The sequence below is a fragment of the Trinickia diaoshuihuensis genome (assembly GCF_003390925.1).
GTDB lineage: Bacteria > Pseudomonadota > Gammaproteobacteria > Burkholderiales > Burkholderiaceae > Trinickia > Trinickia diaoshuihuensis.
The window spans coordinates 359,915-380,623 of sequence record NZ_QUBS01000090.1 but is presented as its reverse complement, the minus strand read 5'-3'; the positions used below and the strand labels follow the sequence as shown (position 1 = coordinate 380,623).

18 protein-coding genes and 2 pseudogenes are annotated in these 20,709 nt (G+C 61.3%); 14 read left to right on the top strand and 6 right to left on the bottom strand.

Annotation, left to right across the window (positions count from 1 at the left end):
* Positions 1 to 98: 98 nt before the first annotated feature.
* A complete protein-coding gene (locus tag DXT59_RS30015; RefSeq protein ID WP_338065209.1) occupies positions 99 to 1,613 on the top strand; it encodes an ATPase domain-containing protein in 1,515 nt (504 codons plus the stop codon).
* A 64-nt stretch (positions 1,614 to 1,677) separates the two neighbouring features.
* Here DXT59_RS30015 and DXT59_RS31415 read toward each other — a convergent pair whose 3' ends face one another.
* Complete coding sequence (locus DXT59_RS31415) at positions 1,678 to 2,004, bottom strand: hypothetical protein (RefSeq protein WP_240324757.1); 327 nt, start codon at positions 2,002 to 2,004, stop codon at positions 1,678 to 1,680.
* On the opposite strand from DXT59_RS31415, the pseudogene DXT59_RS31410 reads away from it, so the two are divergent.
* Both DXT59_RS31410 and DXT59_RS31405 read left to right on the top strand, forming a co-directional pair.
* A pseudogene (locus tag DXT59_RS31410) lies at positions 1,960 to 2,409 on the top strand (PAS domain-containing protein); the annotation flags it as partial. The gene DXT59_RS31415 and the pseudogene DXT59_RS31410 overlap by 45 nt on opposite strands.
* A gap of 84 nt (positions 2,410 to 2,493) precedes the next feature.
* The gene (locus tag DXT59_RS31405) at positions 2,494 to 3,654 is read left to right on the top strand and encodes an ATP-binding protein (protein ID WP_240324755.1); all 1,161 of its coding nucleotides are present in this window, start codon (positions 2,494 to 2,496) and stop codon (positions 3,652 to 3,654) included.
* A 32-nt stretch (positions 3,655 to 3,686) separates the two neighbouring features.
* Here the strand turns inward: DXT59_RS31405 and DXT59_RS30005 are convergent, their stop codons facing one another.
* Together DXT59_RS30005 and DXT59_RS30000 are read right to left on the bottom strand one after the other, a co-directional pair.
* The gene (locus tag DXT59_RS30005; RefSeq protein ID WP_116142085.1) at positions 3,687 to 4,250 is read right to left on the bottom strand and encodes a hypothetical protein; all 564 of its coding nucleotides are present in this window, start codon (positions 4,248 to 4,250) and stop codon (positions 3,687 to 3,689) included.
* A 230-nt stretch (positions 4,251 to 4,480) separates the two neighbouring features.
* Positions 4,481 to 5,398 (bottom strand): LysR family transcriptional regulator, encoded by a 918-nt coding sequence (locus DXT59_RS30000; protein ID WP_116142083.1) that lies wholly within the window; start codon positions 5,396 to 5,398, stop codon positions 4,481 to 4,483.
* A gap of 141 nt (positions 5,399 to 5,539) precedes the next feature.
* On the opposite strand from DXT59_RS30000, the gene DXT59_RS29995 reads away from it, so the two are divergent.
* Positions 5,540 to 5,938: a RidA family protein gene (locus DXT59_RS29995; protein ID WP_116142308.1), complete on the top strand. Its 399-nt coding sequence runs from the start codon at positions 5,540 to 5,542 to the stop codon at positions 5,936 to 5,938.
* 102 nt (positions 5,939 to 6,040) lie between these two features.
* Here DXT59_RS29995 and DXT59_RS31400 read toward each other — a convergent pair.
* A pseudogene (locus DXT59_RS31400) lies at positions 6,041 to 6,202 on the bottom strand (gfo/Idh/MocA family oxidoreductase); the annotation flags it as partial.
* 176 nt (positions 6,203 to 6,378) lie between these two features.
* Here DXT59_RS31400 and DXT59_RS29990 point away from each other — a divergent pair.
* The 4 genes from DXT59_RS29990 to DXT59_RS29975 are packed head-to-tail and all read left to right on the top strand — an operon-like array spanning position 6,379 to position 9,999.
* Entirely contained in the window at positions 6,379 to 7,242 is an 864-nt protein-coding gene (locus DXT59_RS29990) for a fumarylacetoacetate hydrolase family protein (RefSeq protein WP_116142081.1), read from the top strand.
* Positions 7,239 to 7,991 carry an SDR family NAD(P)-dependent oxidoreductase gene (locus tag DXT59_RS29985; RefSeq protein ID WP_116142079.1) on the top strand — a complete coding sequence of 251 codons (753 nt, stop codon included), beginning with the start codon at positions 7,239 to 7,241 and terminating at the stop codon, positions 7,989 to 7,991. Before DXT59_RS29990 ends, DXT59_RS29985 begins: the two co-directional genes overlap by 4 nt.
* A 23-nt stretch (positions 7,992 to 8,014) precedes the next feature.
* Positions 8,015 to 9,193 carry an L-rhamnonate dehydratase gene (rhmD, locus tag DXT59_RS29980; RefSeq protein ID WP_116142077.1) on the top strand — a complete coding sequence of 393 codons (1,179 nt, stop codon included), beginning with the start codon at positions 8,015 to 8,017 and terminating at the stop codon, positions 9,191 to 9,193.
* Between the two features lie 23 nt (positions 9,194 to 9,216).
* On the top strand, positions 9,217 to 9,999 hold the full coding sequence (locus tag DXT59_RS29975; protein ID WP_116142075.1) for an L-rhamnose 1-dehydrogenase Lra1: 783 nt from the start codon (positions 9,217 to 9,219) through the stop codon (positions 9,997 to 9,999).
* Here DXT59_RS29975 and DXT59_RS29970 read toward each other — a convergent pair.
* Positions 9,993 to 10,958 (bottom strand): LysR family transcriptional regulator, encoded by a 966-nt coding sequence (locus DXT59_RS29970; protein WP_116142307.1) that lies wholly within the window; start codon positions 10,956 to 10,958, stop codon positions 9,993 to 9,995. The two genes, DXT59_RS29975 and DXT59_RS29970, sit on opposite strands and share 7 nt — an antisense overlap.
* 170 nt (positions 10,959 to 11,128) lie before the next feature.
* Here DXT59_RS29970 and DXT59_RS29965 point away from each other — a divergent pair, with 170 nt between their 5' ends.
* The 6 genes from DXT59_RS29965 (at position 11,129) to DXT59_RS29940 (ending at position 19,430) form a co-directional block, all read left to right on the top strand.
* Positions 11,129 to 12,037, top strand: a complete 909-nt coding sequence (locus DXT59_RS29965) for an amidohydrolase family protein (protein ID WP_116142305.1) — start codon at positions 11,129 to 11,131, stop codon at positions 12,035 to 12,037.
* 74 nt (positions 12,038 to 12,111) lie between these two features.
* On the top strand, positions 12,112 to 13,620 hold the full coding sequence (locus tag DXT59_RS29960) for a sugar ABC transporter ATP-binding protein (protein ID WP_116142073.1): 1,509 nt from the start codon (positions 12,112 to 12,114) through the stop codon (positions 13,618 to 13,620).
* Between the two features lie 17 nt (positions 13,621 to 13,637).
* The gene (locus DXT59_RS29955) at positions 13,638 to 14,660 is read left to right on the top strand and encodes an ABC transporter permease (protein ID WP_240324740.1); all 1,023 of its coding nucleotides are present in this window, start codon (positions 13,638 to 13,640) and stop codon (positions 14,658 to 14,660) included.
* Complete coding sequence (locus tag DXT59_RS29950; protein ID WP_116142069.1) at positions 14,653 to 15,660, top strand: ABC transporter permease; 1,008 nt, start codon at positions 14,653 to 14,655, stop codon at positions 15,658 to 15,660. The genes DXT59_RS29955 and DXT59_RS29950 overlap by 8 nt, the downstream gene beginning before the upstream one ends.
* A gap of 88 nt (positions 15,661 to 15,748) precedes the next feature.
* On the top strand, positions 15,749 to 16,756 hold the full coding sequence (gene rhaS, locus DXT59_RS29945; RefSeq protein WP_116142067.1) for a rhamnose ABC transporter substrate-binding protein: 1,008 nt from the start codon (positions 15,749 to 15,751) through the stop codon (positions 16,754 to 16,756).
* Between the two features lie 94 nt (positions 16,757 to 16,850).
* Positions 16,851 to 19,430, top strand: coding sequence for an alpha-L-rhamnosidase-related protein (locus tag DXT59_RS29940; protein ID WP_116142065.1), 2,580 nt, complete (start codon positions 16,851 to 16,853; stop codon positions 19,428 to 19,430).
* Positions 19,431 to 19,648: 218 nt separating this feature from the next.
* Here the strand turns inward: DXT59_RS29940 and DXT59_RS29935 are convergent, their stop codons facing one another.
* Positions 19,649 to 20,635 (bottom strand): helix-turn-helix domain-containing protein, encoded by a 987-nt coding sequence (locus DXT59_RS29935; RefSeq protein WP_116142063.1) that lies wholly within the window; start codon positions 20,633 to 20,635, stop codon positions 19,649 to 19,651.
* Positions 20,636 to 20,709: the final 74 nt, after the last annotated feature.

Here is a 20,709-nt window from a genome sequence, read left to right as displayed (position 1 = left end):
GACAGCTAAACCGAGCGATTGACCTTGCGTGCGTGCAACGAACGTTTTGCAAAAATTTCAGCTTACGACTTCCGGAACCCCCTCGAGCAATCGGAGCGATGGATGGATACAGAGACGGGAGCTACACCGACGGCCAGAACCGGCGTGCCAGGCCTCGACGAGGTCTTGATGGGGGGCTCGCCGAAGGCAACATCTTCCTCCTAGAAGGAGCCCCCGGAACGGGAAAAACGACGATTGCCTTGCGCTTTTTGATCACGGGCGCGGAAGCGGGCGAGCGGGGACTTTACGTTACCTTGTCGGAAACGGAGAGAGAACTGCGCAGCGGCGCACGCTCGCACGGTTGGCGTCTTGACGATGCAATCGACGTGTTCGAGGTAGTCCCCCCCGAAAGCCTGGTCGATGTAGAGCACCAACAGAGTCTTCTGTACTCGTCCGACCTCGAACTGGGGGAAACCACGCGGACCATTCTCGGGGCGTTTGAACGTGTGCGGCCCAAGCGTATCGTTCTCGACAGCTTGTCCGAGATTCGATTGCTTGCCCAAAGCTCCCTGCGTTACCGCCGCCAAATCCTTGCCTTCAAACACTACTTCTCCCGATCCGGCGCAACGGTCCTCCTGCTCGACGATTTGAGCTCGGAGGCGAACGACAAAACGGTCCACAGCATTGCTCACGCCGTAATCAAGCTGGAAGAACTCGCCCCCGCTTATGGGGCGGAGCGGCGCAGGCTCAGAGTGTCCAAATATCGAGGACGGCAGTTTCGCGGTGGCTATCATGATTTCGCGATTAGAACCGGTGGTGTTTTCGTCTTCCCTCGTCTAGTCGCGGCAGAGCACCGCTCGCGGCTCGACCGCGGAAGCATCAGCAGTGGCGTGGCCGAGCTCGACACGTTGCTAGGCGGCGGCATCGAGCGAGGCTCGAGCACGCTCGTTCTCGGTCCCGCCGGTACCGGAAAGTCGACTTTCGGGTTGCAATTCATCTGGGCGGCGCTTCAGCGCGGGGAAAAAGCAGCCTTATTCGTGTTCGACGAAGAACTCGGCCTGCTGTTCGATCGCACGCGTCAGATGGGTTTCGATCTTGAACCGATGCGCGATTCCGGCAGGCTGCATGTCGAACAGCTCGACGCCGCGGAGTTGTCTCCCGGCGAATTTGCCCATCGCGTTCGTGCCAGTGTCGACGACGCCCAGGCAAAAACGGTGGTGATCGACAGCCTGAACGGCTATCAGGCCGCCATGCCGGCGGAAAACGCGCTGGTGCTTCATATTCACGAGCTTCTGCAGTACCTGAACCGGCAGGGTGCGAGCACGTTCCTGACAGTCGCTCAGCATGGCTTGGTCGGAGACATGAAAGCGCCCGTGGACGTCACCTATCTCGCGGATACGGTGATCTTGCTGCGTTATTTCGAAGCGCGTGGCCACGTCCGGCGTGCGGTATCCGTTATCAAGAAGCGCACGGGCCGCCACGAGAAAACAATCCGGGAATTCCGGATCGGCGCTAACGGGTTGACCGTGGGAACAGCGCTCAACGATTTCCAAGGCGTGCTGCGCGGTGTGCCGAGTTTCGTTGGGCAAGATAGGTTGCCGGACATCGATAGTGCGTCGAATGACGATGATTGACCGCAATGCGTGTCCGGCGCTGATTCTCGCGCCTCTGGGACGAGATGCCCCGGTTGCCGCCGCGTTATTGCGCGAGGCAGGGACCGACGCGGTCATATGCGCCAACCTTGAACATTTTTCGAAATTGTTGAACGATGAGATCGGCTGTGCCGTGGTGACCGAAGAAGCGCTGCGCGACGCGGATCTCACGCAAGTCGCCGCTTGGGTGACGGGGCAACCGGAATGGTCGGACTTTCCCTTTATTGTCCTCACGCGCAGAGGTCATGCCGCCGATCACAGCTCCGGTGCGCGGACTCTGATCAGAGCGCTCGGGAATGTTGTCTTTCTCGAGCGTCCGTTTCATCCGATGACGTTCGTCAGCGTAGTCGCGACGGCGCAGCGCGGGCGTCATCGGCAGTACGAAGCCCGCTCGCGTATGGAAGCACTCCGCGAGAGCGAAGCGCGGCTGCGAACCGCGCTGACCGCCGGTCAACTAGGTCAGTGGGAACTCGACCTGCCGCCCACCTATTTCACGGCTTCACCAGCGACGAGAGCGGTGCTTGGTCACACGGCGAGCGGCACGTTGAGCTACGCGGATTTCGAGACGTGCCTGCATCGGGACGATCGGGGGTGCATACGCGATGCAATCCAACTCAGTATCGAAACACACGCCGATGTCGCCATCGAATTCCGATGCATCTGGGCCGATAACACCGTGCATTGGGTGGATTTTCGTGCGAGACATGTTTTCGATGAGGAACGCAAGATTGCCCGGCTCGTCGGTGTGTCATCGGACATCACGGCACGAAAAACGGCTGAAGCGAATTTGCAACGTATGAATGAGACGCTCGAGGCAAAGGTGTCCGAGCGTACCGCGCAACTCGAGCGTGCGCATAAGACCGTGCTCGACGAGATCCGGCAGCGTGAGCACGCGGAGGAGGTGTTACGCCAGGTCCAGAAAATGGAAATGATTGGGCAATTGACGGGGGGCGTCGCGCATGATTTCAACAATCTTCTCATGGCCGTCATGGCCAATCTCGAACTGCTGCGCGAACAAGTTCGCGACGAGAAGCTCGTGCGGCTGGCCGATGGGGCACTTCAGGGCGCCCGGCGCGGCGCATCCCTGACACAGCGTCTTTTAGCGTTTGCCCGGCAACAGGACCTCAGAATCGAAGCGATTCACTTATCGAGGCTGATAAGGGGGATGACTGACCTGCTGGAGCGTTCCGTCGGGGCCAGCATCGAGCTGGAGCTGGCATTGCCGGATGAACTGCCGCTCACCCTGGCAGACGCTAATCAAACAGAACTTGCACTGTTGAACCTGGTGGTGAACGCACGCGATGCGATGCCGGACGGCGGGACGATTTCGATCGCCGTGGAGGCAGTGCATGCTACCGGATACGTTGATCTCGCGGACGGCGACTACATACGCGTCAGTGTGGCCGATACAGGGTACGGCATGAATGCGGTGACGCTTTCCAAGGCGATGGAGCCGTTTTTCACGACCAAAGGATTCGGTAAAGGCACGGGTCTTGGGCTATCGATGGTTCACGGCCTGGCACTCCAACTCAACGGCGCGCTAAGGCTCGAAAGCGTGGTTGGCCGCGGTACGCGGGCGGAGCTATGGCTGCCCGTGGCGCCGGAAGCGGCCGAGGCACCCACACCGGTCGAGGCGACGTGCGAAGAACGCGCCGTTGTTGCTCGGGGCGTGACGATCTTGCTGGTCGACGACGACGCGTTGATTTCCGACAGCACGGCGTATTTACTCGAAGACCTCGGGCACGAGGTGATCGAAGCCGATTCGGGCGCGAATGCGCTCGAGGTGCTTAGAAGCGGAAAGAAAGTGGATTTGCTCTTTACCGACTACTCGATGCCGAAGATGACGGGTATGCAGTTGGCGCAGGCCGCGCGCGAGTTGAGGCCCGACCTTCCGATTGTCATGGCGACGGGGTACGCGGAGCTGCCGGCGGCAAGCACGATGGATATCGTGCGGCTGCGCAAACCGTATCAACAGCATCAGCTCGTGGCGGAGATTGCGAAGGCACTGCGCATCGTTCGCTGACCGGCGATGGGAACGTGGCCCTCGCTCGGTTATCACGCGAACTCCAATCTCGTATGTGTTTTTCCCGCGTTCCCTCTTACCGTAACGACGACTGCGCGCCCTTGTGTAATGAGGGAATTGAACTTGGCTAACAACTTCGTCAGCGGCTCTGCCGCTTGCCGACGGAGCATCTTTTGGGCAGCTAACGAGGTCGCCGGAGTATTGATTCTAATGGATTCCATGAAATCGCCGTAGAGCGGGTTATCTGGCGCGGTTCCCTCATAGGACCACGCTAACGCGTTTGTGCCATTGGTTTGAACGAGGTTGTAAAACCAGTATGCGCAAGCGTTCTTTGCCACTCCTTCATCTCTTGCACAAAAGTGACCAGAATGAGCCCACTCGCCGCTGTCATCGAGTTTGAAGCTGAGATGGAAATCGAATCTGTAGCCATACAACTGCGCTAGGTTAAATACGCGCATCGTACCTTTGTAGGTATTGCGCACACCGAGTACGCTGATTGCGGCTTCTTCGAGGAGCGCTTTCTGAATTTGTATCGTGGTCCCTGTTACTTTCGTCGTTGCGAATGTGCCGAAGATGGTTGTAGTAGGTGTAGGCATTGGTCTCCCCCATTTGGTTCAGTTCGGTCGGTCATGGTTAGCTGCGTTGAGCAGCCATTGTCACCGATCGCCAGCGTCGTGTCGAACGGCTGAAACTGGAGGTCCACCGTCCCGTTTGCCGGTGCGTGATATCCAGTTCGACCCGTTTCGCAATGGACGGCCCCTGAACCGCGAACACCGGGAACATGCCGCCGCGATAGATACCGTGACGAAGCGCCGTACTCGCAAGCTCACGGCATGTATACGGAAACACGTTCGTTCATCAGTTCGACGACCCAGTCGATGAACGCGCGCAGCTTCGCGCTGACGTGCCGGTTCGGCGGATACGTGATGTAAAGCGGCATGGGATCGAGCTCCCAGTCCTCGAACAGCGCGACTAGCTCGCCCCGTTTCAGATGAGCTTTCGACATATAACGTGGGAGCCACATGATGCCAAGGTCGGCCACTCCGGCTGCGAGATAGGCGTTGCCGTCATCCACGGCGAGCGCATAACGGCCTTGCACCTTTACGGTCTCGCCTTGGCGATGCATGACGAGCGGATAGAGATTGCCCGCGCGTCCCCACGAGAATCCGATGATGCGGTGATGGGAGTTTTCGAGCTCCCCGGGATGCAAAGGCTTACCTGCCAACGCGAGATATCCCGGCGACGCGAAGATGCCGAGCGGAAGCTCCGCCACGCGCCGGGCGACCATGGATTGATCGTTCGGCTCGCCTCCACGCACGACGCAATCCACATTCTCGCCGATGATATCGACGGTGCGGTCACTCACGCCCATGTCGAGTTGAATGTCGGGATAGCGTGCGAGGAATGCCGGCAGCGCAGGGATGAGGATCAAGCGGGCGAGCGGACTTGGCACGTCCACGCGAAGGCGGCCTCGCGGCACTGCCGATGCGCTCGACAGGCTCGTCTCGGCGTCATCCATGTCGGCGAGCAGCCGGGTCACACGCTCGTAGTACGCGATGCCATCCGGCGTGACGTTGATCCTGCGCGTCGTCCGGTTCAACAGCCGAACACGCAAACGCGCTTCGAGTTGCTGGACCAAATGCGTCACCGTGGTCTTGCTCATATGAAGCGTCTCGGCCGCCTTCGTGAAGCTGCCTGCCTCGACTACCCGGACGAAAGCGCGCATCGCGTCGAAGCGGTCCATGAGGTCTGCCTCGTATTTACCTCGCATTTGAATTGTTTGCATTATACAAACAGTCATGGACAGGGTTGGACGTTTATTGCGCGGGCGCCGATGGGTAAATTGGGCGGATCGAACCCAATGATTTGTTTAAAGGAGGTGAACGTGGACAAGCGCGATGTGGTATTTCCGCCGGGGCGTCGAGCGCTGTACGAACGCAACCGGTATTCTCCGGCCGTGCGTGCGGGCGGTTTGCTGTTCGTATCGGGGCAAGTGGGCAGCCGCGAGGACGGAACGCCTGAGCCGAATCTGCAGGAACAGGTGCGGCTTGCATTTCGAAACCTGAATGCGATCCTCCACGCGGCCGGATGCACCTTCGACGATGTGGTGGACGTCACGGTATTCATGGTCGACCCGCAATCGACATTCGAGCGCGTCTGGCAGGTCGTGCCCGAGTTTTGGGGCGACGCGCCGCATCCGACGCTCACAGCAGTCGGCGTGACATGGCTTTACGGCTTCGACTTTGAGATCAAGGTCGTCGCCAAGCTTCCGCTCGATGATTGACGCGTCGGTCGGTTTGAACCAGAGGTCTGAATTGGAGTACGTGGGCTTGTTGCACGTCGATTGTCGGCATAAGAATTTCTCCGGCGTCGAAGTTGCAGTAATTCACGTCGCTTCGAAGGGGTAAACGAGCCCCAGTTCGGCGCGGGCGGCATCCATAATGGCGATCATTTTGAGCGAAGCATCGTGAGTGATGACTGCGCTTTCGATGCCGCCCGAGCGCATGACCTCACAGAAATGAGCCGTCTCGTAGTTCAGTCCGCCGCCAATGCCACGGATGCCCGATACGAACGGAAAAACTTGAAGTCACGCTGCGCATCGCTACCCCCCCGATCCGCTTTCCGCATCGCCCCATGCGAATTTCGGATTGTCCCGCTATCGCCTTGCCTTCAACATCCACTGCGTAAACCAATTCCAATCCTACGATCCTGAAGGAGACGTGCATGAAGTTGGTGCGCTTTGGTGTGCCGGGCGAGGAGCGGCCCGGCATCGTGGACCCGCGCGGCCATATCCGCGATCTTTCCGGCCATATCGCGGACGTCGCGCGGAACACCCTATCAGAGGCAACCCTGCGCCGCCTCGCCGAACTCGACATCGAAGCGTTGCCGGTCGTGCCGCACGGGACACGACTTGGGGCATGCGTCGGCCAGGTCGGCAAAATGATTTGCGTCGGCCTCAACTATTCCGACCATGCCGCGGAATCGAATATGGCCGTACCGACAGAGCCCGTCCTCTTCATGAAGGCGACGAGCGCGATCGTCGGACCTTACGACGATGTCCAGATTCCACCCCACGCCGAAAAGGTCGACTGGGAGGTGGAGCTTGGTGTCGTCATCGGCCGCGAGGCCCGCTACGTGACGCGCGAGCGGGCGTTGGAATACGTGGCCGGCTACTGCGTCGTCAACGACATCTCCGAACGCGCCTATCAGCTTGAACGCGGCGGCCAGTGGGACAAAGGCAAGGGATGCGACACGTTCGGTCCGCTCGGGCCGTGGCTCGTCACGCGCGACGAAATCCCCGACCCCCAAGCACTGCGCCTTTGGCTCGAAGTGGACGGCAAGCGGTATCAGGACGGCAACACGCGAACGATGATTTTCGATGTCGCCACGCTCGTTTCATATATCAGCCAATTCATGAGCCTGCAGCCGGGCGACGTGATTTCCACGGGGACACCGCCGGGTGTCGGCATGGGCCAAAAGCCGGCTCCGATCTACCTGCGCGCAGGCCAGACCATGCGGCTCGGGATAGAGGGGCTCGGACAACAGCAGCAGCGGGTAGTGGCGGCCATCGTGCCGGAGGGACGATGAACAAGATCGACTTGAACGGACGCGTCGTAGTGGTCACGGGCGGCGCGCGCGGAATCGGATACGCGGTCGCTCAGCGCGCGCTGCGTTCCGGCGCCGCGGTTGCACTGTGGGATGTCGACGCTCAGCGGCTTGCGCGCAGCGAGCGTGAATTGAGCGAATTCGGTACGGTTTCCAGCGTCGTCGTCGAGTTGACCGACGAAGCATCGGTCGACGCGGCAACCGCATCGACGGTGCAGCGGCACGGTGCGATCGACGTATTGATCAACAGCGCCGGTATCACGGGCGGCAACGGCGCGACATGGGAGTTGAGCCCCGAGATCTGGCGCCACGTGATCGAGGTCAACCTGATCGGCTCGTATCTGACGTGCCGCGCCGTCGTGCCGCGAATGCTCGAAAAGGGCTACGGACGCATCGTCAATATCGCGTCGGTCGCCGGCAAGGAAGGCAATCCCAACGCATCGCACTACAGCGCGTCGAAAGCCGGCTTGATCGGGCTTACCAAGTCGCTCGGCAAGGAGCTCGCCACACGGGGCATTCTCGTGAACGCAGTGACGCCGGCCGCGGCGAAGACCGAAATCTTCGATTCGATGTCGCAGCAGCATATCGACTACATGTTGTCGAAGATTCCGATGAATCGCTTCTTGCTGCCCGAGGAGGCCGCCTCGATGATCTTATGGCTGGGTTCCGAGGATTGCGCGTTCAGCACCGGCGCGGTGTTCGATCTGTCGGGTGGCCGCGCGACGTACTGACCTCGTTACGGAGCAACCAATTCATGGCCATGCCAACCATCAAACAGGTACGCGCATTCACCGTCCGCGGTGGCGGCGCCGATTATCACGATCAAGGGGACGGGCACTGGATCGACGATCACATTGCCACGCCCATGGCCCGCTATCCGGAGTATCGCCGCAGCCGGCAGTCGTTCGGCATCAACGTGCTCGGTACGCTCGTCGTCGAAATCGAGGCGAGCGACGGCACGGTCGGCTTCGCGGTGACGACGGGCGGTGAAATCGGCGCATTTATCGTCGAAAAGCATCTCGCGCGCTTTTTGGAAGGGCAGCGCGTCACCGACATCGAAAAGATGTGGGATCAGATGTACTACGCGACGCTCTACTACGGGCGAAAAGGTATCGTGCTCAATACGATCTCCGGCGTCGATCTCGCCCTGTGGGACCTGCTCGCGAAAATTCGGCAGGAGCCCGTTTATCAGTTGCTGGGCGGCCCGGTGCGTGACGAGTTGCAGTTCTATGCAACGGGAGCACGCCCCGATCTCGCGAAAGAGATGGGTTTCATCGGCGGCAAGCTGCCGTTGCTGCACAGTCCCGCCGAAGGCGAGGAGGGGCTGAAGCAGAACCTCGCGAAGCTCGCCGATATGCGCTCGAAAGTGGGCGATGACTTCTGGCTGATGTACGACTGTTGGATGAGCCTCGATGCGACCTATGCGAAGCGCCTCGCGAACGGTGCCGCGGCTTTCGGTCTCAAGTGGATCGAGGAAGCGCTCTCGCCCGACGATTATTGGGGCTATGCGGACCTGCGCCGCAACGTGCCGCCGGGCATGATGGTATCGACGGGCGAGCACGAGGCGACGCGTTGGGGCTTTCGGATGCTGCTCGAGATGGGCTGCTGCGATCTAATTCAGCCGGACGTGGGCTGGTGCGGCGGCATCACCGAGCTGATCAAGATTTCGGCGCTCGCCGATGCACATAACGTCATGGTCGTGCCGCACGGCTCGTCCGTATACAGCTATCACTTCGTTGTCACGCGTCACAACTCGCCGTTCGCCGAGTTTCTGATGATGGCGCCGAAGGCCGATGAAGTCGTACCGATGTTCACGCCGCTCTTGCTGGACGAGCCGGTACCCGTCAATGGCCGCATGAAAGTCCCCGATCGCCCGGGCTTCGGCGTACGCTTGAATCCCGAGTGCGCGCTGATTCGTCCTCACACGCACTGAACGCTCGACGAGGAGAGGCCTAATTGCTGCTCAAAGACAAGGTGGTAATCGTGACCGGCGGCTCGCGTGGCATCGGCCGCGCCATCGCCGTGGCCAGCGCGCGTGAAGGCGCCGATGTGGTGATCAACTACTGGGGCGACAACGATGCGTCGTACGGCCGGCGTTCCGCGATCGACGAGGTCGTCGCCGAAGTCGAACGGCACGGACGTCATGCGATCGCGGTCGAAGGCAATGTCGCGCTGCCGCAGACGGGAATCGACCTCGTGCGTCATGCCGTCGATGCTTTCGGGAGGGTCGATGTGCTGGCGAGCAATGCCGGGATCTGTCCGTTTCACGCGTTTCTCGACATGCCGCCCGCCGTGCTGGAGCGCACGGTCGGCGTCAACTTGAACGGCGCGTTCTATGTGACTCAGGCGGTGGCTAAGCAGATGAAGGCGCAGGGGACGGGCGGCGCAATCGTCGCAACCAGTTCGATCAGCGCGCTCGTCGGCGGGGGCATGCAGACGCATTACACGCCGACGAAAGCGGGAGTGCATTCCCTGATGCAGTCTTGCGCGATCGCGCTCGGCCCGTTCGGGATTCGCTGCAATTCGGTCATGCCCGGCACGATCGCGACCGATCTGAACGCGGACGATCTGGCCGATGCCGAGAAGCGTGCTTATTTCGAGCGGCGTATTCCTCTCGGACGCTTGGGTGCGCCGGACGAAGTGGCCGATTGTGTGGTGTTCCTGGCGTCGGATCTCGCCCGCTATGTTACAGGTGCCGCACTGCTCGTGGACGGCGGCCTGTTCGTCAACCTTCAGTGACGGCCGCGAGCAGGCGTATCGGCGATCGGTTGCGAGAAGCGGCGCAGCAGGCCGACGAAGTGATGCGCTGCCTCGGGGAGCGGTTCTTCCTTGCGCGTCACGATGCCGTAGCCCGGCAGGCTTTTGCCGATTTCTAGCGGGAGCGGAACGAGGAGTTTTCCGCGGACATGATCGCGCACGACCGATTCCGGCAGCATCGCGATGGCATCGTAGGTTTCGATGAGTTGCAAGGTCGCGAAGATCGAACCGCACTCGATCATGTTGGCGGGCGTATTGAGGCCCGCGTGTGCGAGTTCTTCTTCGAACAGGACTCGGGCCGGACTCGTGACGGGCTGCGCGACCCAAGGCCATTCAACGAGTTCCGCCAGCGATACCGTGCTGCGCCGGGCAAGGGGATGATGGGCTCGCACCACGAGGACGAGCGTTTCGCGGGCGAGGGGTTCGAAGTGGAAGTCGTTGTGCTGCAGCGAGGTAGTGAGCCGCGCCAAGGCTAGGTCGATTTCGCGGCGATAGAGCAGTTGCACGATCTGGTCGCTCGTCTCGCCGAGAATGCGCACGTTGAGCAGGGGGCGTTCCGTCTTCAGGGCGGCGACGGCAAGCGCCAGCACGTCCGGCGCAGCACCCATGATCGCCCCGACGGTCAATTGACCATGGCCGCCTTTACGTTTGACGTCGAGATCCTCGGCGAAACGCGTCAGTTCGGAAAGCGATCGGCGAGCGTACGCAAGCACGACGGCGCCCAGCGTGGTGGGAATGATCCCGCGGGCGTTGCGTTCGAAAAGCTGGAAGCCGAACGCTTCCTCGACGTCTCCCAGCATGCGGCTGGCGCTGGGTTGCGCGACGTTGATCTGATCGGCGGCCTGGTGCACGTTGCGCACGTCGTCGAGCGCGACGAGCAGCGCGAGATGCTTGAACTTCAGCCGATTGACGAGGGAGAGGGCGGAGGCTTGCGCAACCACGGAGCGATTCACTTTTTGGATCACCCAATGATGATATCGGATTGGTTTGTTATCGCTAGCCGAATTATAGTCGTTGCACGACGCGAAGCAGCGTAAAGAAACAGGCACGTAGTAGGCCATCAAAGAACGGAGACGCGAAGATGGAGACGATCGCCTTTCGGGGCGCCGCCATGCAAGTGGTCGATCCGCATGTGCATTTCTGGAATTTGCGCACGCACCGTTATCCATGGCTCGAGCAGCCCGGCACGTCTTTCGTCGGAGATGCCAGCGCGCTGAAGCACGACTACCTGCCGGAAACCTTATTGCACGAAGCCGGCACCGTCGAAGTATTGAAGGTCGTTCACGTCGAGGCCAACCATGATCCAGCTAACCCCGTCGAAGAGACGCGCTGGCTTCAATCGCTCGCCGATGCGGCGCATCGTGAGGACGGTTCATGCGGCACACTTCCGAACGCGATCGTTGCTTGGGCCGATCTCAGCGCGCCCGATGTGGAGGCCACGCTTGCAGCGCACGCGCAGTACCCAAACACGCGCGGCATCAGACAAATTCTGAACGTGCATTCCGATCCGTTGTATGGCTATGTCGATCGCCACTTCATGCGTGACCCGGTTTGGCTCGACAACTTCGGCTTGCTCGCCCGTTACGGTTTGTCGTTCGATCTGCAACTCTATCCGTCGCAGATACCCGAAGCGGCGCAACTTGTGCGTCGATATCCGGATATCCAGTTCGTGCTGAATCACGCAGGCATGTTCGTCGATCGTGATAGTCCTACCGGATATCGCGCTTGGCGCAACGGGTTGCGTCTGTTGTCGTCATACCCGAACGTCGCGGTCAAGATCAGCGGCCTTGCGATGTTCGATCATCTGTGGACCGTCGAAAGCTTACGGCCATACGTCTTGGAGACGATCGACGCGTTCGGTACCGAGCGCGCGATGTTCGCCTCGAATTTTCCGGTCGATCGATTGTTCGGTACCTATGAAGCGCTATGGCATGCGTATGCCCGGATCGTCGCCGGGGTGAGCGAGGCGGAGCGCACAGCGCTGTTCCGCGGCAACGCCGAACGCATCTATCGCATCTAGGCGCCTCATCTCGCTACGGTCGAAGAGTCAATACCAGGGAGACGACTTTGAGTGTGGAGAACGAAGCCTCGTGCATGCCCCGTCTTGCGCTGCGCGACGCGAGCAAGTCATTCGGGCAGGTGCGCGCGCTAATCGAAGGCAATCTCGTGCTGATGCCCGGCGAAGTTCATGCACTGCTCGGCGAGAACGGCGCCGGCAAGTCGACACTGGTCAAGATTCTCGCCGGCGTACATATGCCCGATTCCGGAGAGCTGCAAGTCGACGGCATCGCGCGGCGCTTTTCCTCGCCGGCCGACGCACGCGATGCGGGCATTGCGGTGATCTATCAAGAGCCGACGCTGTTCTTCGATCTGTCGATCGCGGAGAACATTTTCATGGCCCGCCAGCCGGTGGATCGAATCGGCCGCATCGATTACGACGCAATGCATCGCGAGGTGGCTAGCCTGCTCGCTTCGCTCGGCGTCGATTTGAAACCGGACCAACTCGTGCGCGGCCTCTCGATCGCCGATCAGCAAGTGATCGAGATTGCGAAGGCGCTCTCGCTGAATGCGAATGTATTGATCATGGACGAACCCACGGCGGCGCTGTCGCTGCCGGAAGTGGAACGATTGTTCGCGATCGTGCGCGCGTTGCGTGAACGGGGCGCGGCCATTCTTTTCATTACGCATCGGCTCGAGGAAGTCTTCGCGCTGACGCAGCACGTGACGATCATGCGCGACGGCGCGAAAGTGTGGGACGCGCCGACGGCCGCGATGACGACGGCGGACATCGTAGCCAAGATGGTGGGACGAGACTTGGAAACGTTCTACCCGAAAGCCGACGTGGCACCGGGCGAAGTCAAGCTCTCGGTCCGTGGCCTTACGCGCACGGGGGTGTTCAAGGACGTGTCGTTCGACGTGCGTGCGGGAGAAATCGTCGCGCTCGCCGGGCTCGTCGGCGCAGGCCGCAGCGAAGTGGCTCGCGCGATCTTCGGCATTGATCGATTCGACGCGGGCGAGGTTCGGGTGGCGGGCCGCCTCCTCACGCCGGGCAGGCCGGCGTGCGCGGTCAAGGCCGGCCTCGCGATGGTGCCGGAGGATCGTCGCCAGCAGGGGCTTGCGCTGGAGCTGAGCATTGCACGCAATGCATCGATGACCGTGCTCGGCCGTCTGACCCGCTTCGGGCTCATTTCGAGCGGACGCGAGATGTCGCTGGCCCAAGATTGGGGAAGGCGCCTTCGGCTCAAGGCAAGCGATCTCGATGCCCCAGCCGGCACGTTATCGGGCGGCAACCAGCAGAAGATCGTGCTCGGAAAATGGCTGGCGACAGGGCCACAAGTGCTGATCATCGACGAGCCGACGCGTGGAATCGACGTCGGCGCGAAGGCCGAGGTGTACGCCGCACTTTCCGATCTGGTGCGCAGCGGGATGGCGGTCCTGATGATATCGAGCGAGTTGCCCGAAGTCCTTGGTATGGCGGATCGCGTGCTCGTCATGCACGAGGGGCGTATTAGCGCGCAAATCGATCGCGCACAGGCGAACGAGGAGCGAATCATGAGCGCGGCGCTCGGACAGGCAGATGTTCAGTTGGGGTATGCGGCATGACCATTCGAGCAGACACGATGGATCAAGATACTCCGGTTCGGGCGCCTGCCATACCGGCCTGGCTAGCGAAGTTGGGAAAGCGCCGCGAAACGGCCCTCTTCGTCGTGCTGATTGCGCTCGTGGCGTGTACGGGGCTTGCTCGTCCGCAATTTCTCAACTTGCAGAATCTGCGTGACGTATTGCTCAACGTAGCGATCGTCGGCTTGCTGACGGCCGGGATGACCGTCGTCATGCTGATGCGGCACATCGATCTTTCGATTGGCTCGGTGGTCGGCGTGAGCGCTTATGGGGTGGGTTGCCTGTATGTCGCATTTCCCCATTTGCCGGTGCTGATCGCATTGATGGCGGGCGTGGCGATCGGGCTCGTCGCGGGCTCGGTGAATGCTGGGCTCGTCGCATTGGGACGCGTTCCTTCACTCGTCGCAACGCTCTCGACGCTCTATATCTTCCGCGGCGCGGACTACGCGTGGGTTAGCGGCGGCCAAATCAACGCGAGCAGTTTGCCCGATGCATTCTCGAGACTCGCGACCGGTGCCGCGTTCGGGATACCGACGCTCGTCCTCATCGCCGTGATCGTCCTGGCCGCTCTCGGCGTGTACCTGAAATCGTTCCGCGGCGGCCGCGAGCATTACGCGATCGGCTCCAATCCGGAGGCTGCACGTTTGGCCGGCATTCAAGTCGAGCGCAGGGTGATGGTCGGCTTTGTGATCTCGGGCGCCATAGCCGGGCTCGCCGGCGCGTTGTGGCTCGCGCGCTTCGGCACGGTGGATGCAAGCACGGCGAAAGGCATCGAACTCCAGGTCGTGGCCGCCGCGGTCGTCGGCAGCGTTGCGATCAACGGCGGTGCCGGGACGATCCTCGGTGCGACGCTTGGCGCGCTCGTGTTAGGCGTGATCAACAGCGCGCTGGTGGTGTTGCGCATTTCCCCGTTCTGGCAGCAGGCCATTCAAGGCGCGCTGATCGTGGCCGCCGTGGCGACCGACACGCTCCTTGCCCGTTCCCTCGCAAAACGCATGATGAGAAAGCGCGATCATGGTTGATATCGTTTCCCCCGCAACGGCTCGCAAGCATACCGCCCACTTGTCCTGGGAGGTCCTGCTCACGGTGATTCTCGCCGGTTCGCTCGCGCTTGGGCGTCTGCTGTCGTCCGTGTTCCTGCAAACGGACAACCTCGGCAATATCTTGCTGGACGTCACGGAAATTTCGCTGATGGCGTTGCCGATGACGTTCATCATCGTGACGGGCGAGATCGATCTCTCCGTGGCGTCCGTGCTCGGTGCGTCGAGTGCATTGATGGGTGTGCTGTGGCATATGGGCTTGCCGATGCCGCTCGTCATGGCGCTCGTCGTTACGGGCGGCGCCGCGGCCGGCGCGTTGAACGGTTGGCTCGTGGTGGGGCTCGAGCTGCCGTCGCTCGCCGTCACGATCGGCACGCTGGCGCTGTTTCGTGGTCTCGCTTACGTCTTGCTCGGCGATCAGGCAGTAGCGGATTTTCCCGCGTCGTATACAGCGTTCGGGATGAACCCGCTCGGCGCCACGTTTATCCCGCAGCCGTTCGCGATCGTCATCGTGGGCGCGGTTCTGTTCGGCATCGTCCTGCACGCGACGCCGTTTGGACGCAGCCTGTATGCCATCGGCGCGAACCCCTCGGCCGCGCGATTTTCCGGCATCGATGTGAGCAGGGCCAAGCTTCGGTTGTTCGTGCTGTCGGGGTTGGTCAGTGCCATCGCGGGCGTCATTTTTACGTTGCGCTTCACGAGTGCGCGGGGCGACAACGGCGAAGGCTTCGAGCTCGCCGTGATCGCCGCGGTGCTGTTTGGCGGCGTCACCATCTTCGGCGGACGCGGATCTCTTTATGGCGTGCTGCTATCGCTGCTGATCGTCGGAGTGCTCAGGAACGCGTTGACGCTTGTCGACGTATCGAGCGAAACGCTGACGATCGTGACCGGATTGCTGTTGCTGTCGTCCGTCCTGATTCCGAACCTCGTGGCCGGCTGGCGTGCGCGCCGGGACAAGCGGCTCGTCGCGGCGAGGCGTTGACGAACGGGCGGCTGGAGAGCCGCGATATCAAAGCGGCCGGATGTGCCGTCCGGCCATTCAAGTGAAAGCAGTCATGAGGAGACGAACGATGCGTAAAGCTTTACGCGCCGCCGCCGCGGCGACCTGTATCGGCATGTTGTTTGGACTTGCGTCAACGGCCGGTGCGGCGGGTATCAAGGATGGGCTGAAAGTCGCCTTCGTGCCCAAGCAGATCAACAACCCCTACGAAGTGACGGCGGATAACGGGGGGCTGGCCGCGATCAAGGAATTCAAGGGCGACGGCAAGGTGGTGGGCCCATCGGATGCGGGCGCGTCGTCGCAAGTTCAATATATCAACACGCTGACGACGCAGCATGTCGACGCGATCGTCATCGCCGCGAACGATCCCAACGCGGTTGTTCCCTATCTGAAGCGTGCGATGGAGCGCGGTATCAAGGTCGTCACGTTCGATTCGGATACGGCACCGGCGGGCCGCCAGGTCTTCGTCAATCAAACGAATGCCGAGAACATCGGCCGTGCGCAGATTCAGTTGACCGCCGGCATGATCGGCAACGAAGGAGAATTCGCGATTCTTTCTGCTACGCCCAATGCGACGAATCAGAACACGTGGATTGGATGGATGAAGGAAGAACTCAAAAAGCCCGAGTACGCGAAGATGAAACTCGTCAAGATCGCGTACGGCAACGACGACGATCAACAATCGTTCGTCGAGACGCAGGGCTTGTTGCAGGCCTATCCGAACTTGAAAGCGATCATCGCCCCGACGTCGGTTGGACTCGCCGCCGCGGCACGGTATATCTCGTCGTCGCCGAGCAAGGGCAAGGTCGTGGTGACGGGCCTCGGTACGCCTAATCAGATGCGCGAGTTCGTGAAGAACGGCACCGTCAAGGCGTTCCAATTGTGGGATCCGGGTCAACTCGGGTACTTGGCCGCTTATGCCGCCGCGAACCTCGCATCAGGCGCGATCAGCGGCAAGCCCGGCGAAACGTTCTCCGCCGGCAAACTCGGTACGCGGACTATCGGTAAGGACGGAGAAGTCATTCTCGGGCCGCCGCAGACGTTTAACGCCGGCAATATCGACAAATTCAATTTTTGATCTACCCGCGCCGCTGCACAGGCGGTCACCCGCCGGATCGTTCTTGTCGTTCGGACGATAAGCCGGCGTCCGTTTGTTCCTTCGATGGTGCCTCATGGATAGACAAACTTTATCGATCGGCAGCCGCTTCGTGTGTGCCGTCGTCGCGGCATATCTCGCTGCAAGCGGCGTGGCACATGCGCAGACGAGTGATGATCTGTTGCAGCGGCCGGTGCGCGTCGTCAGTACGACTGGCGCGGTCGATAACGCAAACGCGCTCACGACCCATGCGGGGCAGGCGGTTTTGACGATGCGCCCCGGCGGGCCGATCGCGTCCGTCACGCTGGACTACGGGCGGGTTGTCGGCGGGTTGCCTTTGTTCAACATCGCTTCGTTGTCGGGCAGTCCCACGATGCGGGTGGTATATAGCGAAGCGCAGCAATATCTTGGGGCAACGGGAGATGCGTCGTATCCTGATGGCAACGAGGTGAACGTTTCGTTCCTCGGCAATCCGGGTGCGGCAAGCCTTTCGCGGGTCAACACGTATCGTCCAGCGGCGCCCGGCGTGATCGTGAATCGCCTCGTGCAGGGCGGAGAGCGCTTGGAGGTCATTCAATTGACCACGCCGGGCAGTATCGCCTTATCCGATGTTGGGATTCGTCATCTCGATCAGTCGCCGCAATCTAGAGTCGGCTATTTCGAGTCGAGCGACGCGGCGCTCAACGAGATTTGGAAGCTCGGCGCACGAACGTTGGATTTGGATACGGTGCCGGCACGTTCGCTGCCGCCTACCTGGTCGGTCACGCCTCAGGGCCTCGTGGTTCAGGACAGCGCGTTTTCCGTGTACCAGGCGGGGACGAAATGGAGCGGGTATACCGCGAGCTTCGACATGCAGGTCGTCCGCAATGAAGCGGGCTGGATGGTCGGGGCAAACCCGACCGGTGGATTTCGGCTGGTGCTTGCAGCGGACGATGATGTGCTCGGCAGGCCCAATACCCTGCGTCTGACTCATCCGTTCGTTGCCGGCGTGCTGGCGCAGGTTCCTCTGCCCTTCGATTTGAAACCTAATACATGGCATCGGATTCGGACGATAACGGGCAGCACCCTTCAGGTATACGTGGACGACAAGCTGCTGTTCAGTGCGCCGATTCCAACGTCGGGGTCGTTCGGATTCGCCGGTTATGACGGAGGCATCGGCTGTTTCCGAAATCTACAGATCGATGCGGGAAGCGGGGCTTCAATGAGTGCGACGTTGACCGATCCTGCCGTGCTCGATCGGTTTGCCGCGGGAACGAATGCAGTGGCTTCGATCGTGGATGGCGCGAAACGCGATCGATACGTTTGGAGCGGCGATCTCGCCGTTGCCGCACCGACGCTTTACTACTCGAGTTGGCAAACCGATGCGGTCAAGGGTGCGCTTGAACTGTATGCGTCTTACCAGCGGTCCGACGGCCAGTTTCCAGGGGACCTGCCGCCACAGCTCGCGCTAGGGATCGCGCCGGGCGATTCGATGCCGGACGTCTACTATTACTCGCTTTCCTACTCGATCTATTTCTTGACGACGCTCTACGATTACTACCTGTACACGGGCGATTTGAAATTCGTGCAGTCGCACTGGAGTGCGGTTCGCCGCTCTCTTCGGTATTTGCAAGGACTCGCGAACACGAACCATTTGATCGTGACCGATGCATCCAACGACGCGGATTGGCATCCGCACGACGCATCCAAGCTGACGGGCACCGTGACGGAGTTCAATGTGCTGTACTACCGTGCGTTGCGTGATTCAGCCAGGTTGGCGGCGGCGATAGGCGACGCGGGTGCCAGCCTCGATTACGGCAGGCAGGCGGCACAGGTAAAGGCCGCGATCAATGCCTCGCTGTTCAACCCGGGAGCGGGCTTGTACGACATCAGCGATCAAATACGTGGACCCGTTGCTCAGGATGCGAACTCGATGGCTGTGTTGTTCGGCGTTGCTCCGGCGGGGCAGCATGCGTCGATCCTTTCGAGGATGGACGCCGCGCTGGCGACGAGCAACGGGCCACTCGCGTTTTCGCCGGACAGTTCCGCAAATCCTGTGCTAGGCCAGCTCGTCAGTCCCTTCGTCTCGAGCTTCGATGTCTGGGCGCACTTCGAAGCCGGCGATGCCAAAGGCGCATTGTCAATCCTCCGTACTGTCTGGGGACGTATGCGTGCCGGAAATCCGTACTACAGCGGTGCGACTTGGGAAGCGATGGCGCCCGATGGCACGCCGGTTCCTCCGGCAAATGCCGGTGGGACCTATGCGAGTCTGGCCCATGGCTGGGCGTCGGGACCGACTTCCGCGCTATCGAAATACGTACTCGGGGTGAGGCCCGTCACGGCGGGATATAGAACCTGGCTCATGGAGCCGCAACCGGGTGATTTGAGCTGGGCGAAAGGCAGGATACCCACCCCATACGGCGCGATCGACGCTCAATGGCACGTGCAGGCCACAGGCATCGATCTGACCGTTACGGTGCCGACTGGTACACACGCGACGATTGGTGTTCCAGTGCCAGAGGGGCGGCATGCTGTCAGCGTCAACGGACGCATTCTGCCAACGGACACGCCGGCTTCCGGCCTGGAGGGCATGGACCGTCGCAGCGGCTATGTTTATCTTCGCGATTTACCTGCCGGACGGTATCGGATATTGACGGATGCATCGAGGTCGCGCTGATGAGTCGTGCGAATTACGGACATCGTCACACGCTTCATCGCTGTCGAACGCAAGCCGCGAACACAGCCCGATTTCACCAATACCGCGCGTACCGAGTGCTCCACGCGGCCTCCAGCAAGGCGGGGAGCGAAATTTTTTCGAGTATTCGTCGCTGAGAAGAGCTGTTTGCGGCAATATTTCGAGACTTCCGCACCTCGTACACGCCAACGGCATTCCTGTCAGCACCGGTTTTCTCGCCTGAACGTCTCCGACGGCAATTCGCCGAACTGTTCCCGATACTCGCCCGAGAAATTCCCGAAGTGCCAGAAGCCCCAGCGCGTCGCGACCTCGGTCACCGATCGGGCGCCGCGTAACTCACGCCGCACGCGTCCCAGACGCACCGCGCGAATGTAGGCGGAGGGATTGACGCCCAGCGTTTCCTCGAAAGCGTATTGCAGCGTGCGGCGGCTCGCGTGGAAGCGCGCGCAGAGTTCCGCGACGGACAACGGGCAGTCCGGCGATTCCTCCACGACGTCGCGCACCGTGCGCACCAGTTGCCAGTGCCGGGAAATTCGCGCCGTGGCGGGAGAAGCGCTTCGCGCGGGGGCGTCGTCCGCTGTTGCCGCGAGCGCCTCGGCGAGCCCGAAGATGGCGTGCCGCTCGAACGAATCCATCGCGCCCGCGTCGCTCAGCAGCGCGGGCTGCGAGGTAACCGCATCGAGCATCGTCTTCAGTGTGGTGCGATACGTCTGCAAGTGCGGAGGATCGATGTTCAGCACCGTGGCACGCGTGCCGAGTCGCGCATTGAATGCCCCGATCTGTTCGCGTGCGAGAAGGCTCGCCATCGCGTTCGGTTCGATCTCCAGATTCACGACCACATGCCGGTCCGGCGAGAGGAACTCGAAGCCGCCCTCGCCTGAGAACACGTGCAGACCGTCGCGGTGACTGGGCCGGCCGCACAACAGCGCGTGCCCTTCCAGTTGGAACGGCACGCCGATCGCGATGCGCCCTGGTGCGACGGCCCCGCGCTGATACACCGTGCGGTTCAGGCGCTCAACGAGCACGCGGATGCCGCCCGCGACGAACGAACTCACGGAGCCGTCGAATGGGCCGCGGGAAATCTGACAGTAGGTCTGATTCCACGCGTCGAGCAGCAGCGCCTGTTCGTCGACGTTGCGGCAGCGGCGGATGTCGACGGCGGCGCGGGGCGAGGCGCACGTCTGCATGGCATTCTCCGGCGCGGGTAGGGTCACTGCGGGGAACTGCGAGGGCCACCGGGGAACTGGCGCCGATTTTGGAA

Bases quoted from the DNA above. Each gene is read 5' to 3' on its own strand.
- DXT59_RS30015 (WP_338065209.1), top strand. From the start codon at position 99: ATGGATGGATACAGAGACGGGAGCTACACCGACGGCCAGAACCGGCGT.
- DXT59_RS31415 (WP_240324757.1), bottom strand. From the start codon at position 2,004: ATGACGCCCGCGCTGCGCCGTCGCGACTACGCTGACGAACGTCATCGG.
- DXT59_RS30005 (WP_116142085.1), bottom strand. From the start codon at position 4,250: ATGCCTACACCTACTACAACCATCTTCGGCACATTCGCAACGACGAAA.
- DXT59_RS30000 (WP_116142083.1), bottom strand. From the start codon at position 5,398: ATGGACCGCTTCGACGCGATGCGCGCTTTCGTCCGGGTAGTCGAGGCA.
- DXT59_RS29990 (WP_116142081.1), top strand. From the start codon at position 6,379: ATGAAGTTGGTGCGCTTTGGTGTGCCGGGCGAGGAGCGGCCCGGCATC.
- DXT59_RS29985 (WP_116142079.1), top strand. From the start codon at position 7,239: ATGAACAAGATCGACTTGAACGGACGCGTCGTAGTGGTCACGGGCGGC.
- rhmD (WP_116142077.1), top strand. From the start codon at position 8,015: ATGGCCATGCCAACCATCAAACAGGTACGCGCATTCACCGTCCGCGGT.
- DXT59_RS29965 (WP_116142305.1), top strand. From the start codon at position 11,129: ATGCAAGTGGTCGATCCGCATGTGCATTTCTGGAATTTGCGCACGCAC.
- DXT59_RS29960 (WP_116142073.1), top strand. From the start codon at position 12,112: ATGCCCCGTCTTGCGCTGCGCGACGCGAGCAAGTCATTCGGGCAGGTG.
- DXT59_RS29955 (WP_240324740.1), top strand. From the start codon at position 13,638: ATGGATCAAGATACTCCGGTTCGGGCGCCTGCCATACCGGCCTGGCTA.
- DXT59_RS29950 (WP_116142069.1), top strand. From the start codon at position 14,653: ATGGTTGATATCGTTTCCCCCGCAACGGCTCGCAAGCATACCGCCCAC.
- rhaS (WP_116142067.1), top strand. From the start codon at position 15,749: ATGCGTAAAGCTTTACGCGCCGCCGCCGCGGCGACCTGTATCGGCATG.
- DXT59_RS29940 (WP_116142065.1), top strand. From the start codon at position 16,851: ATGGATAGACAAACTTTATCGATCGGCAGCCGCTTCGTGTGTGCCGTC.
- DXT59_RS29935 (WP_116142063.1), bottom strand. From the start codon at position 20,635: ATGCAGACGTGCGCCTCGCCCCGCGCCGCCGTCGACATCCGCCGCTGC.